We start from the raw sequence: 14,602 nt of genomic DNA on the forward strand, positions 1-14,602 counted from the left end.
GCTACAGAGCTTGAGCAGGCCAAGCCAGAAAATATACACCGATATCGTTACTCGCCAGCAAACCTGTGATATGATCGACAATTGCTGGATTTTATAAAAAGACAACTCATGGCACTAACCCAACAGCGAAAACAAGAAGTAATGACGTCCTATCAGGTTCACGAAACCGACACAGGATCAGCAGATGTGCAAGTCGCCCTTTTGACCGAACGCATCAATAAACTCAGCGAACACCTCAAAGCCAATAGCAAAGACCATTCCTCGCGTCGGGGATTGCTAAAAATGATCAGCTTGCGGAAGCGTCTGCTGGCCTACATCATCAAACAAGATCAACAGCGTTATCGCAAACTGATTGAGCGCTTAGGCATTCGCGGTTAAGAAAGCTATGGCATCAGAAACCGACGAACGCTCACGTCTACCCTTTGAACCGGCCAAAAACCGCAAAAAGTCTGCTTCCCAGCGCTCTGAGGCTTCTCCAACGCCCAGCAAAGAAGCCAAAAAAAAGCCGAACCCAAAACCCATAGAAAAAACCGAGTCTAAAAGCAAAACAAAACAGCCAGTCACAAAGGCTAAAACCGCAGTACCAGAAGCAGTAAGCCGGCGTATGATTAGCCGAATGGCAGTATTTAGTGGGCTTCCAACCTTTTTAGGAATTGCCACCTTTGTTGCCAGTTATTTTGTGATCACCAACAATTGGTATGACTTGCCGAATTCAGCCGTTGTCTTAGTCAGCATGGCATTTTTTGGCATCGGCGTTTTGGGGCTAAGTTACGGAGTGATTTCAGCATCTTGGGATGAAGAAATACCGGGCAGTGCACTAGGCTGGAAAGAGTTTACAACCAATTTCGAGCGCCTCACGGCAGCTTGGCGCACGGCAGGTAAAAAAGACACGGAAACCTGAAAAAAAATACTTATTCAGGGACTCAGTGCAACAGAGAAATTTCATTATCAAATTTGAGTTTCTCGTGAAGCCTGCGCTCAGTTGCAAGCGTGAAAATTGAAGCTAAAAGAGGCCGGTTTTGCGCTAACCGGCCCACTCCTAAAAAATCCCTTATCCCCACAACCCCCTTTGTTACAAATGAAGGGGGTTAGCTTTATTAAAAATGACATAACAGCGCTCAAAAAATGACAGCCATCCCACCAGATCGGGGCAACCAGCATATTGATTGCCCCTCCAAAAAAAGATAAATGCTTTTGGACTTTAGACAACAATTAATCTTTTGAAGCTTCATTAGAACGCTTGAGAGCTTCGAGGGCTTGCAATTGTTCATTCATAGCCGTGAGAAGCTGGTCAATTGCCGGCAAAGTGTAAAGAGATTCACGATCTAAATGTGGATCAAATCTATCCCCAATTTCGCTCAATTTTCGCTGTAATTGCGTTGCTAAAGTTAAAGCATCTTGACTTAAATCCGCCAATTTTTGCTGGCGATAAAAATTCAAAGCTTCCCCCCGCAAAACCTGAAGCGTTGCCTCTTCGCCATTTTCACCGGGATTCACTTGTAACAATAGCAAAATGTGCGTTTTATTATACATTCGTTCCATTTCTACCTGTTTGGGGCGCTCCACCGGCAGAAAAGGCAAACTAAAAAAATGTTTTAATTCTTGAACTAAAGCATTAAACAACGGCAGCGACAAATCATCCAAAACAGACTGCAAAACACCTTCTTGAGTCCACAAAACTCGCCCCTTATCCCGCTGGCGTTCCAAAAACAACCGGCCTATCCCAGAAAGCAAAACCCGCGATAACAACTCTTGTAACAATTGTTGCGGCGGCAAAGTGAGAAGTGCCTGAAGCGGTCGAGAAATATAAGTCGCCTGAATTTTTAACACCGGCACCGAATTAGTATCAACCGGAGGAGGTGTTTGAGAGCGCTCTGACTGTTGAATACCTGTGTGAGATTGAATTTTTGTAGAAGGAGGCGGAGGTACACGCCCATCCCCTGAAGGGGCCTTTTTTTCGGCATCTAAAGATGGCGATAGCGAAGAATTGGATTTGCCGATAAATGTAGGAGGAACCGGCGGTTTAGTCTTCGGAGGCACCCCAGACTCAAGAGCAACATTTTTAGCCGGCTCTGAAGGTTTTATATTTTTATCCTTATAACTCAAATAAGTGGAAAGCACAGACTTATGCTGACTAGCAGAAATGGTGTGCGGCATCAAAGAACACTTCAAAGAACTTAATAACCTGCGAGTATAGTCCAAAGCTGCCGTATCTTGAGGATCAACCATCCCCAGATGTAAAACCCGCTCTTGCCGAGCTAAAGGCAAAATTTGATGATATAAGCAGACCTCAAAGGGCAGAATAGTGTCAATAAGTTTAAATATTTGATTTGTATCCATCTTGGCATACCTGTAGGTTGATAACTGCTAACGTTGCATTCTCAGCAAACAGTAAGGCAGATTACCTTTATTTTCCTTATCATAACCACCTCGTCTGCATTTAAACATCATCTTGTTTAGCACGATTTGCGATGATTTTTTTTAGATTGTTACTTAATTGCGGCTGTTAGACTGGATTTTGGCTTTCCTGTAAGAAAAAGAGGCTCCTGCGGCTAAAAAACCTTGCCTCCAAGCTTAAAAAGTCTCCCCCGACTTTAAGGCGGAGTGAAACACGCCAATTTAATATACAAGAGATCGCTTGCTTTAAAATTTCATCATTAATCAGGAAGAGCCGAAAAACCATTAATTTTCATCTATTTTCATTTCTTAAACGCCGGCAAACGACAAAACAAAAACTTAATTTTTAGCTTGATATTAATCACCTTTCTTTAAAAATCGCCTCTCAAAAATATATTAACTGTCGCTATTAGCATTCCGCAAACTTTGAGCAGTAAGATAAAGCTTAGTCCACTCACTAATCACTTGATTTTGTTTCAAATTAAGAATCTTGGAAATTGCCTCAACCGGCTCACCGGCCTTAAGCAAATCAATCAATTGACGTTGCAGTGGCGTTAAATTTTCACAGTATTCTTTCCACGCTTGGGGTGTCAAACCAAGACTATGTTGCGACAGAGAAATTTCTAACCAACTGCCAACTAATTCTGGTTGAATTTTAAGAGCAAAGACTCGAATTGCATGATAACTAACTTTTTCTCGTAAGCGATAAAGTTGTTTGACCGGCAAATTCAATTTCTGCGCCATCACTTCTTGTGAACATCCTTGCAAATAAAGCCGCAGCCATTCAACAGCCTCCGGGCCAATATTTTCTGCTAAATAAACTTCAAATTCTTTGCAAACTGCTTCTCGTAAAATTTGCCGTTCTTCGGATGCGCTGGCTTCTTGATACTCGCTGAGGGCTCGCGTGTCGAGGAGGCTGACCGGCCCTTCTGTCTCTGTCGGCGTAACTTCTTCTGAAATTAAACGTATCAGTTCTTGGGCCGGTACTTGTGTTAAACCACCGCGTTGAGTCCGCCGTAAGTAATTTACAAACCGATAAACTAATAAGGGTTGATTGCGAATAGGTCTTAAACAGTATTCTTCGGTAGCAGCAAGGAGTAGAGTATTGCGTAAGCGCATATCGGAGGTATTATCGGCAATCCATGCCATCTGTTGCTGAAGATAGCGGTCGGCTTGGAGCATTTCTTGGATGACTTCTTGTAAAACATCTACCACAGTTCGCTGCCGGTCACGGCTCAGCGAAACCCAGGTGCGGATTTTTTGGCGCAGCATAACTAAACCGCCTAAACGCTGGATCAGGTTGCGGTAGGCGCGTTCTGGGGGGATATTTAAATAACGTTGGCGCAAAATTTGGTAACGAAAATTGATCGCTCGCTTGGCGATGTTGAGGCCGGTGGCATCGAGGCTCTCAAAGCGCTCAGGGTTTTCGCCAATGAGCCAGTTAATGATACTTTGACGGGTGGTTTCTGGTATATCGGGGTAGTCGCTGGTTAGTTGCTCTTTCCAGTCTTGGGATAGTTGTTCGGCTAGTTTCATCAGGGGCGCTCCTCACTTTGGTGGGGCTATTGCCCAACTGCTTCGATTTTACGCTTTCTTTCCCATTGTTTTGCTCAAGAGGAGTTGAAATGCTCTCAGGCTGCCGGTTTTTAATTAAAGATTTTTGGTTATACGGTTTTTTCTTTTGTCAGTGACACAAATCACAAAAAATAAAAGTTTACAGAATTTAAAATATTTCCCATTAGTCTGTCAAGCTCACAGCCCTTAGCATTTTATGGCTTTGAGGGCTAAAATTCCTGACTTGAGATTGAAAAAGGTCAGCTTTACCAAAATTTCATACTAAAGATTTGCTATTTTCTGAAGAAAATACTACTCTGGATAGAGGCAAGTATCTACACAAGTCATACAGCCAGACAAGACCATTTCTCAGCAAGGTAAGAATAGGGTGTAGTTGAGGAAGATCGGCGGCTGAAGGGCCAACTCTGCCATAACTCTTTCCAGTTAGGGCTTTGTTTAAACTGCATTTTTATTGCATATTTTTAAAGAAAAAACTATGACTAACCTGAGCCCTTTAACAGAAAATATAACGAGTAATTCTTCTCTGGAAATTACAGGATCTCCAGATATTTGTAATTGGTTATTGCAAGAAGAAATTAGCCTGGCTTTTTCTACCTATCAAAGCAACAGCTTATTTTTTGTCAGCGGGAAAGCTGATGGCAAACTGGCGATACACCGGCGGTTTTTTGATAAACCAATGGGGATGTTTTTAACAGAAAACCAGCTTTATCTCAGTACCCGTTATCAACTTTGGCAATTTCGTAATGTAGTAGGGAATGGTGAATTTTATAATAACACCTACGACAAAGCTTATTTCCCGCAAAGCGGCCACATCACCGGCGAATTAAATATTCACGATGTGGTTGTAATAAATCCCACCATTTGTAGGGGCAATCCCCCTGTGGTTGCCCCAAATGAACCACAACAAATTATTTTTGTCAACACCTTATTTAGCTGTTTGGCAACTCTTGACAACGAACACAACTTTAACCCACTTTGGAAACCGCCTTTTATTTCTAAACTTGTCGCCGAAGATCGTTGTCATCTCAACGGTTTAGCAGTGGTGGAAAATCAACCTCGCTATGTTACAGCGATTGGCACTTGTGATCAAGCGTCTAACTGGCGAGAAAAGCGAGATAGTGGCGGGGTGGTGATTGATATTACAACCGATGAAATAATCAGTGCCGGTTTGTCAATGCCTCACTCACCGAGATTTTATGAAAATAAATTGTGGGTGTTAAACTCCGGTACCGGCAATTTTGGTTTTTGTGATCTCGAAACGGGGAAATATCAGCCGGTGGCGTTTTGTCCGGGTTTTGTGCGCGGGCTGGCTTTTCATAAAAATTATGCCATTGTTGGACTCTCTAAAGTCCGCGATGGCAGACTTAGCGGTTTGCAACTAGAAAAACACCTCAGCAATAACGGTGGGTTGTGCGGTTTGATGGTGGTGGATATCAACACCGGCGCTATTCTTCATTGGTTAAAACTTGAAGGTGAAGTAACAGAAATTTATGATGTGGCGGTGTTGGCGGGAGTCAAACGACCGGCCATTTTAAGCGCTGATAGTGAAGAAATTCAAAGAATTGTCACATTTCCGGGGGGTGGGGGGCTTGTGGTAACGAAGCCTGGGGTTAATGTTTCCCCTACTGCTTTACCCTCTCATACTTCAAAGGCAATGGATGGTGGCGAAAGCCAAGTCAAAAATACTCCCTCCCCCTCGGATCAGGCAATAGCATCATACCCTAACGGTGGGGCAATAGCGGTGAAGTATCAAATGGTGCATAACCTGACGGTTGAGAGTTCCTGTGACTATGATGCTTTGACTTTTCCTAGGATCAAAAAACGCTGGCAGAGTCGTCAACTGCAAGGGGAATTATTGGGCGTTTCTGCTTCTGTTTCGCAAAAAATTGTGGGTTTTTTAATAGCAGAAATATTCCCTGATGTCAAGAGCGCAAACCTAATTTCTTTCTATGTTTTGCCTGAATTTCGTAATCAAAAAATTGGCAGTTCGCTGCTGTTTTATCTGGAAAAAGATTTGAAGAAAAAGGGCTTTACTACCCTTGAAGTTTCCTACCAGCAAACAGAAATCACCGGCCTAGCTTTGGAAGCAATGCTAAGGAAATTTAACTGGCAACCGCCAGAAACAAAATTTTTATTATGCAAAACCACGACCGAAAAAATAGCGGCTGCACCTTGGCTATACAAACCGATTCTGCCCACCGAATATGAGATTTTCCCTTGGCAGGAACTCAGCCAGATAGAAACCCAAAAAATTCGACAATGGCAAGATTGCCCAGCCGCCTTAAATCCCTTTACCAATGACACCAGAATTGAATTTATGAACAGTCTGGGAGTTCGTCATAAGGGCGAAATAATTGGGTGGAGTCTTACCCACCGTGTTGCCCCGGATACGATTCGCTATTCGAGTTTATTTGTGCGAGAAAAATATCAAAAATTGGGGCGGGCGGTGCCGGTTTTGGCTGAATCAATTAAAAGACAAATTGCTAGTCCGGTTCCTTACTGCACTTTTTCTGTTGCTAAGGAAAATGGGCGGATGTTGGAATTTGTTAAGCGCCGTTTGCAGCCTTATTTAACTTATTTCAGTGAGAGCCGGTGGGCAGTTAAATTGTTGGAAGGAGGATAATTATGAGGAGAAAATAATCAATAGGTTCGGCTAAAAAAGCAATGAGCCGTAAACAGCGATTTAATCACTTTTTGTAGGGCGAATTCCCTACTTTTCTCAAACCACCTTGTAAATTTCAAAAAAGACAACAATTATGGCAACTTTTCAAGAACAAACCGGCACCGCAAATCCCTTGAATGGCGTCTCTGTGGGTTCTTTCAGCGCTCCCACCTTTGCAGATATAGACGGTGATGGGGATTTGGATGCTTTTGTTGGGGAAGATTTCGGTACGGTGAGATATTACCAAAACACCGGCAGTAATACAGCCCCAGCCTTTAACGAAATCACCGGCACCGCAAACCCCTTGAATGGCGTCTCTGTGGGTGCCTCCAGCAGTCCCACCTTTGCAGATATAGACGGTGATGGGGATTTGGATGCTTTTGTTGGGGAAAGTTTTGGTAGGGTGAGATATTACCAAAACACCGGCAGTAATACAGCCCCAGCCTTTAGCGAAATCACCGGCACCAATAATCCCTTGAATCTTGTAGGTGTGGGTGCCTCCAGCAGTCCCACTTTTGCAGATATAGACTCAGATGGGGATTTGGATGCTTTTGTTGGGGCTCGTGACGGTACGGTGAGATATTACCAAAACACCGGCAGCAAAACAGCCCCAGCCTTTACTCAGATCACCGGCACCGCAAACCCCTTGAATGGCGTCTCTGTGGGTTCTTACAGCGCTCCCACCTTTGCAGATATAGACGGTGATGGGGATTTGGATGCTTTTGTTGGGGCTGTTGACGGTACGGTGAGATATTACCAAAACATTGCTCCGGTGGTGAAGATTACTGCTGGCACCCCTGCAAGTGAGGCGGGTTCAACTGCTGTTAATGGCACATTTACCATCACTCTCAGCGCACCGGCACCGGCAGAGGGTTTAACGATAAGCTACACCGTTGGGGGAACTGCAACTTCGGGGGATGATTACACAGCCTTAACTGGAAATGTTACCTTTGCGGCGGGGCAAACGACGGCGACGATTGATGTGGTGCCGGTGTTGGATAATGTTAATGATCCAGGGGAAACCGTTACGATTACCTTGAATGGGGGAACGGCGTATAACCTGGGGCAAGATAAAACTGCCAGTCTGAAAATATTGGATCAAGTTCCTAACACGTTTAGCAACGTCACCGGCACCGCAAACCCCTTGAATGGCTTTGATGTGGGTTCTTTCAGCGCTCCCACCTTTGCAGATATAGATGGTGATGGGGATTTGGATGCTTTTGTTGGGGAAAGTTTTGGTACGGTGAGATATTACCAAAACACCGGCAGTAATACAGCCCCAGCATTTACCAACGTCACCGACACCGCAAACCCTTTGAATGGCATTGATGTGGGTTCTTGGAGCGCTCCCACCTTTGCAGATATAGACGGTGATGGGGATTTGGATGCTTTTGTTGGGGCTGTTGACGGTACGGTTTCTTATTACCAAAACACCGGCAGCAAAACAGCCCCAGCATTTACCCAAAACACCGCCACCGCAAACCCCTTGAATGGCATTGATGTGGGTAATTGGAGCGCTCCCACCTTTGCAGATATAGACGGTGATGGGGATTTAGATGCCTTTGTTGGGGAACGTTTCGGTACGGTTTCTTATTACCGAAACACCGGCAGTAAAACTTCCCCAGCCTTTACCCAAATCACCGGCACCGCAAACCCCTTCAATGGCTTTGATGTGGGTTCTTACAGCAAACCCACCTTTGCAGATATAGACGGTGATGGGGATTTGGATGCTTTTGTTGGCGCTGGTGACGGTACGGTTTCTTATTACCAAAACACCGGCAGTAAAACAGCCCCAGCCTTTAGCAACGTCACCGGCACCGCAAACCCCTTGAATGGCTTTGATGTGGGTAATTGGAGCGCTCCCACCTTGGCAGATATCGATGGTGATGGGGATTTGAATGCTTTTGTTGGGGCTTCTGACGGTACGGTGAGATATTACGAAAATGCCTATGTGGTGAGTGTGGCTGCTGGTACCAATCCGGGTGAAGATGGTACTGTTGGCTCTTTTACTGTCACTCTCAGCGCACCGGCACCAGACGGCGGTTTGACCATAAATTACGCGGTTGATGCTGCTAGTACCGCCACTTCTGGAACAGACTACACTGCTTTATTGGGTTCGGTTTTCATCGCGGCGGGACAAACTTCAGCAACGATTGATGTTTCTGCGATTGATGATCAAATTAGTGATCCTAATGAAACAATTAGCATTACCCTCACCGATGCGGCAGCCTATAATGTTGCACCTTCTCCTGGTAACACAGCGACTCTGACAATTCAAGATAATGATGTTGCTGGTGTCACAATTACTCCGTCTGGTGGCAGTACGGATGTGGTGGAAGGTGGGGCACCAGATACTTACACTATTGCCTTAAATACGATTCCAACGGCGGCGGTAGAAATTACGATTTCTGCGGATAGTCAAACAGAAGTTAGTCTGGATGGCACGATTTTTGCTGCGACTCAAATTGTTTCTCTGTCGGATATGACGGCGAAAACAATTACGGTGCGGGGTAAAGCTGATGCGGTAATTGAAGGTACTCACCCCGGCACGATTTCTCACGCAATTACCCGTAGTGGGGATCTCAATTATGGAAGTGTACGGGAAATTAATTCTGTAACGGTAAATATCACTGATGTCAACACTGCACCAACGGTAACAACTATTACAAAATCAGGGGAGGAAGACACGGTTATTAGTTTTACTTTGGCTGATTTTACTGGCGGATATTCAGATCCCGAAAGCGTCAGCTTGAGCAAAATTCAAATTGTTTCTTTGCCGAATAATGGCACTCTGAAGTTGAACGGCTCTGATGTTGCTCCAAATTCCGAAATTATGGCGGCTGATATTGGCGGTTTAACTTTTACTCCGGGTGCTAATTACAATCGCAGTGTGAGTTTTGATTGGAATGTTTCGGATGGCGTTTCTTATGCAGCGGTGGGTGCAAGTGTTAATTTGACGGTGAATCCTGTTAATGATGCGCCGGTGATTTCTAGTGCTATTCAGGACGAAACAGCGACTCAAAATATCTTGTATGATTTCAGGTTGCCGTTTAGTATGTTCTCTGATATTGATGGCGATACGCTGAGTTACACTGCAAGTTTGGCTGATGGTTCGCCTTTGCCTTCTTGGTTGAGGTTTGATGCGGCAACTCGGAATTTTTCTGGTATGCCAACTGCTAATAATTTGGGTGCAATTAATGTAACAGTGACGGCATCTGATGGGACAGCATCTGTAAGCGATACTTTTACTTTGACGGTGAGAGAGTTTCCCAATAATCAGCCGACTGTAGTGGCTCCAATTGCGGATACTTCGGCAACTATTGGTCAGGTGTTTAGCTTTATTGTGCCGGCAAATACTTTTGCTGATGCGGATGGGGATGCGCTTTCTTATTCGGTGACGCTGGCTGATGGTTCGCCTTTGCCTTCTTGGTTGAGTTTTAATGCTGAAACTCGCACAATTTCTGGGACTCCACCGGCAGGTAATGTGGGGGCAATTAATGTAACAGTTACGGCATCGGATGGCAAAGCTTCTGTTAGCGATACCTTTAGCTTGACTGTCAGTGAGACTCCTAATAATGCGCCGACTGTTGCGAATTTCATTGCTGATAGTTCGGCAACTATTGGTCAGGTGTTTAGCTTTAGTGTGCCGGCAAATACTTTTGCTGATGCGGATGGGGATACGCTTTCTTATTCGGTGACGCTGGCTGATGGTTCGCCTTTGCCTTCTTGGTTGAGTTTTAATGCGGCAACTCGGACAATTTCAGGGACTCCACCGGCGGGTAATGTGGGGGCAATTGAGCTTGCAGTGACGGCATCTGATGGCAAGGCTTCTGTTAGCGATACCTTTAGCTTGACTGTCAGCGAGACTCCTAATAATGCGCCGACAGTTGCTAATTTAATTGCTGATAGTTCGGCAACTATTGGTCAGGTGTTTAGCTTTACTGTGCCGGCAAATACTTTTGCTGATGCGGATGGGGATACGCTTTCTTATTCGGTGACGCTTGCTGATGGTTCGCCTTTGCCTGCTTGGTTGAGTTTTGATGCGGCAAATCGCACAATTTCAGGGACTCCACCGGTGGGTACTGCGTCTTCTTTGAGCTTTTTGGTGACGGCAAAAGATCCTGCCGGTGCAAGTATTTCTGATAGTTTTGATGTGGCAGTAAATCCATCTCCTACACCAGCACCGGCACCAGCACCAGCACCAGCACCGGCACCAGCACCAGCACCGGCACCGGCACCCACGCCAGCACCAGCACAAAGCTGTATTGGCGATCAGTTTCCAACGCCTAATGTGGGCACACTGGAAATGATTCCTAATGTTGTCGAAACCACTGTTCAAGGAATTGATGCTGATGATGTTTTAATGGCTTCTCAGTCATCGGAAGAATTTTCGACAGGCAGTGGTAATGATGTTGTTGTTGCAATGGCCGGCAATGATAATATCTATGGCGGCACTGGCGGTGATTCGCTGTTTGGAAATACCGGCAATGATTATATTGATGCCGGTTCTGGCGATGATGTTGTGTGGAGTGGCAAGGATAATGATGCTGTTTTTGGTGGCGAGGGCAATGATATCTTATTAGGAGATATCGGCAAGGATTCTATCGATGGCGGTATTGGTAATGATGCCATTTATGGCAATACTGATGATGACCGCATTGATGGAAATTCTGGCAATGATACCATTTATGGCGGCAAAGGAAATGATGCTATTTCTGCCGGTGATGGGGATGATGTTGTTCTGGGAAATTTCGACAATGACACCATTAAAGGCGATAGCGGCAATGATACCCTGTGTGGCAATGCTGGTAATGATTTCATCGATGGAGGGGATGGAAATGACCTTGTTTTTGGTGGTCAAGGCGATGACGTTCTCAAAGGTGAAGCCGGCAATGATACGCTGTTAGGAGATAAGGGTAATGATACGCTCTGTGGCGGCGATGGAAATGATTTGTTGAGTGGTAATACCGGCAATGATCTTATCGATGGTTGCGATGGCGATGATACGATGGCCGGCGGCAAGGATAACGATACTTTGATTGGTAATACCGGCAATGATTTGGTTGCTGGTAGTCAAGGTGATGATATTCTCTTTGGCAATGCCGGTGCTGATTCTTTGTATGGCAATGAGGGCAATGATATCTTGAATGCCGGTCAGGGTGATGATATTTTGGCCGGTGGTAAAGGTGATGATTTCCTCGATGGCGATGCGGGGAATGATCTTCTGATTGGCGGTTTTGGAAATGACCGCTTTATGTTGCAAAAAGGCATGGGTTCTGATGTGATTGCTGATTTTGTTCGCGGTCAAGATGTGATGGTTTTGGCCGCTGGTTTAACCTTCGGACAACTCAATATTAGTGCCGGTGCCGGTGCAACTTTAATCCGCAGTGGTGATGAGTTACTCGCTACTCTTAATGGTGTTGATTCTTCACTGATTACCGCTTCTGATTTCACGCTGATGTAAGTTTTGTAGGTTGGGTTGAGCGAAAGCGAAACCCAACAAATCTCAAACCAACCTACATTTGTCTTGGGTTTCGCTCTCGCTCTACTGATTTCACCCTGATTTAAGCGTTTTGTAGGTTGGGTTGTAGGCTTCGCCAACTATCACGGTACGCGTAGCGACGCGCAAGCGTAGGCACGAAACCCAACAAATCTCAAACCAACCTACATTTGTGTTGGGTTTCGCTCTCGCTCTACCCAACCAACATAATCGGTTTTTATTAACATGAATTTATGCAAAATATTCGGATAAGTGAGGCAAAAGAGCTTTTTAAAGAAGGCCGTAATTTGAAAAAAGAATGCCGATTTGATGAGGCTATAATTTGTTTCCGTCAAGCTTTGGAAATCGAACCAAATTATCCAGCTTGTTTGAATAATTTAGGGAATTTGTTACAGAAAAAAAGCGATTTTGATGGGGCAATTAGTTGTTTTAAAAACGCTATAAATATTGACCCTAATTTAGCGGTGGCTTTCTGTAATCTTGCTAGTGCGCTTTTGCAAATTGAGGATGTGGCCGGTGCAAAAGCAAATTATGAACAGGCTTTGCGTTTGAAGCCTGATTTTTTTATCGCCCATCACAATTTAGGTAAGCTGTTTGTTAAGGAAGGCAATTTAGAAAATGCTGAAGTGTGCTTTAAAGAAGCACTGCGGCTGCAACCCAACTCAGCAGATGTCTATTTTGATTTGGGGAATTTACGACAACAGCAAAAACGCAGCCGCGAGGCTATTGAGTTTTACCGTTGCTGTGTTCGCCACCGGCCCGATCATGTTGAGGCTTATGCTAATTTAGGGGCGGCTTTACAAGCTCAAGGGGCTTTGGATTTAGCCAATTTTTGTTTACAGCGGGCCTTGACATTAGACCCCAATCATGCTGTAGCCAATTTTAATCTAGGTTTGCTGTTGGAAACGCAGCACAAGCGTGAGGAGGCTTTGGCGAAGTATGAAAAGACGTTATCTTTGAAACCAGAGTGGACGCAGGTTTACTACAATTTGATGCGGTTGTGGTTAAGTTTGGGAAATTGGAACGATTATGAGGGGCGTGTTCAAGAACTGATTAGGCGGACTGAAGAGCATTTGAAAACTGAAAATGCAGCCGGTTTGACTCCGTTGATTTTAAGTTATTTTCGGGTGCCTTTGTCTTTGCATCGGGAGGTGGCTTCTCGGTGGGCGGCACAGGCTGTACGTTCGATTAGGGGGAGGGACGGGTTTAGAGAAGATATTTGTGAGAAACAGAGTTCTTTGGTGAACCCGCCCCTACGGATTGGTTATATTTCACCCGATTTTCGTAATCACCCGATGGGGATTTTGATTTATGAAATGTTTCAATTCCATGATCGGACAAAGTTTCAGGTTTATGCGTATACTTTAGTATCGGTGAGAGATGATTATACAATAACGATTGAGTGCGGCTGTGATGTATTTCGGGATATTTCGGAGATGTCTACGGAAGCTGCGGCGGCGCAAATTAAAGCAGATGAAATTGACATTTTAATTGATTTGGGAGGCTACACAACTCACACCCGCCCGGAGATTTTAGCCCTACAACCGGCCCCAATTCAATGCAGCTATCTTGGATATCCTGATACAATGGGGGCAGATTTTATTTAATGTATAATCGCTGATCACTGGTTAGTGCCGCCCAATTTGGCAGAAAATTATACAGAAAAAGTTATTTATTTGCCGCACGGTTTTGTTAGCTCAAAATTAGCGATTTCTGAGGTGCCGGTGAGACGAGCAGATTTTAGTGTGCCAGAGTGTGCGTTTGTATTTTGCTGTTTTAATGCAGCTTATAAAATTGAGCCGGTGGTTTTTGCTGTTTGGATGAGGATTTTGCAGGCTGTGCCTGATAGTGTGCTGTGGCTGTTTGACGACGAGTGTGCTACTTTTCGAGAAAATATGCGCCACCAGGCGGAAAGTTTAGGCGTGAGTGCAGATAGGTTTGTGTTTGCGGGCACTTTGCCTTTGGCTGAACATTTGCGCCGGTGTGCTTTGGCGGATTTGTTTTTGGATACGTTTGTGTATAATGCCGGTGCGACAGCGGTAGTGGCATTGAAAGCGGGGGTGCCGGTGTTGACGGTGCCGGGTGATACTTATGTGGCGCGGATGGGTGCAAGCGTTTGTGCGGCGGCTGGTTTGGAGGAGATGATTTGCAATAGTCTTGAAGAGTACGAAAAGCGAGCTATTTATTTCGCTACGCATAGGGATGAATTGGCAGAAATTAGGCAAAAATTAGAGGCAAATTTGCAGACTGCACCTTTATTTGATACGGCGCTTTTTATCAAAAATTTAGAAGCTGCTTTGCTGGAAATTTTGCCAAAGCCGGTAAAGCCAACTATCGAAAAATTACCGAAAGTTTCTTTAGTGATGACGGTTTATAATTCCGCGCTTTATTTAGGGCTTGCTGAATAAGTTAGGAAAAATCGCGCTCGCTCCGCCAGCCGTAGCCATCGCACTTGATGGGTGATTCAA

General features: G+C 44.8%; 8 protein-coding genes. 6 read left to right on the forward strand and 2 right to left on the reverse strand.

Annotation, left to right across the window (positions count from 1 at the left end; all coding sequences use genetic code 11):
• Positions 1 to 108: 108 nt before the first annotated feature.
• Complete coding sequence (rpsO, locus tag NG798_RS14895) at positions 109 to 378, forward strand: 30S ribosomal protein S15 (RefSeq protein ID WP_261224373.1); 270 nt, start codon at positions 109 to 111, stop codon at positions 376 to 378.
• 7 nt (positions 379 to 385) lie between these two features.
• On the forward strand, positions 386 to 901 hold the full coding sequence (locus NG798_RS14900; RefSeq protein WP_261224375.1) for a PAM68 family protein: 516 nt from the start codon (positions 386 to 388) through the stop codon (positions 899 to 901).
• 311 nt (positions 902 to 1,212) lie between these two features.
• Here the strand turns inward: NG798_RS14900 and NG798_RS14905 are convergent, their stop codons facing one another.
• Together NG798_RS14905 and NG798_RS14910 are read right to left on the reverse strand one after the other, a co-directional pair.
• Complete coding sequence (locus NG798_RS14905) at positions 1,213 to 2,340, reverse strand: hypothetical protein (RefSeq protein WP_261224376.1); 1,128 nt, start codon at positions 2,338 to 2,340, stop codon at positions 1,213 to 1,215.
• Positions 2,341 to 2,793: 453 nt separating this feature from the next.
• Positions 2,794 to 3,933 carry a HetZ-related protein 2 gene (locus tag NG798_RS14910; RefSeq protein ID WP_261224378.1) on the reverse strand — a complete coding sequence of 380 codons (1,140 nt, stop codon included), beginning with the start codon at positions 3,931 to 3,933 and terminating at the stop codon, positions 2,794 to 2,796.
• Between the two features lie 514 nt (positions 3,934 to 4,447).
• Here NG798_RS14910 and NG798_RS14915 point away from each other — a divergent pair.
• The 4 genes from NG798_RS14915 (at position 4,448) to NG798_RS14930 (ending at position 14,542) form a co-directional block, all read left to right on the forward strand.
• Positions 4,448 to 6,595 carry a TIGR03032 family protein gene (locus NG798_RS14915; protein WP_261224381.1) on the forward strand — a complete coding sequence of 716 codons (2,148 nt, stop codon included), beginning with the start codon at positions 4,448 to 4,450 and terminating at the stop codon, positions 6,593 to 6,595.
• A gap of 133 nt (positions 6,596 to 6,728) precedes the next feature.
• Positions 6,729 to 12,098: a putative Ig domain-containing protein gene (locus NG798_RS14920; protein ID WP_261224391.1), complete on the forward strand. Its 5,370-nt coding sequence runs from the start codon at positions 6,729 to 6,731 to the stop codon at positions 12,096 to 12,098.
• A gap of 269 nt (positions 12,099 to 12,367) precedes the next feature.
• Complete coding sequence (locus NG798_RS14925; RefSeq protein ID WP_261224394.1) at positions 12,368 to 13,741, forward strand: tetratricopeptide repeat protein; 1,374 nt, start codon at positions 12,368 to 12,370, stop codon at positions 13,739 to 13,741.
• 24 nt (positions 13,742 to 13,765) lie between these two features.
• Entirely contained in the window at positions 13,766 to 14,542 is a 777-nt protein-coding gene (locus NG798_RS14930) for a UDP-N-acetylglucosamine-peptide N-acetylglucosaminyltransferase (protein WP_261224396.1), read from the forward strand.
• Positions 14,543 to 14,602: the final 60 nt, after the last annotated feature.

Source organism: Ancylothrix sp. D3o, assembly GCF_025370775.1.
Taxonomy (GTDB): Bacteria; Cyanobacteriota; Cyanobacteriia; order Cyanobacteriales; family Oscillatoriaceae; genus Ancylothrix.

Excerpts from the sequence above, each read along its gene's own strand:
- rpsO (WP_261224373.1), top strand. The coding sequence starts at position 109 with ATGGCACTAACCCAACAGCGAAAACAAGAAGTAATGACGTCCTATCAG.
- NG798_RS14900 (WP_261224375.1), top strand. The coding sequence starts at position 386 with ATGGCATCAGAAACCGACGAACGCTCACGTCTACCCTTTGAACCGGCC.
- NG798_RS14905 (WP_261224376.1), bottom strand. The coding sequence starts at position 2,340 with ATGGATACAAATCAAATATTTAAACTTATTGACACTATTCTGCCCTTT.
- NG798_RS14910 (WP_261224378.1), bottom strand. The coding sequence starts at position 3,933 with ATGAAACTAGCCGAACAACTATCCCAAGACTGGAAAGAGCAACTAACC.
- NG798_RS14915 (WP_261224381.1), top strand. The coding sequence starts at position 4,448 with ATGACTAACCTGAGCCCTTTAACAGAAAATATAACGAGTAATTCTTCT.
- NG798_RS14920 (WP_261224391.1), top strand. The coding sequence starts at position 6,729 with ATGGCAACTTTTCAAGAACAAACCGGCACCGCAAATCCCTTGAATGGC.
- NG798_RS14925 (WP_261224394.1), top strand. The coding sequence starts at position 12,368 with ATGCAAAATATTCGGATAAGTGAGGCAAAAGAGCTTTTTAAAGAAGGC.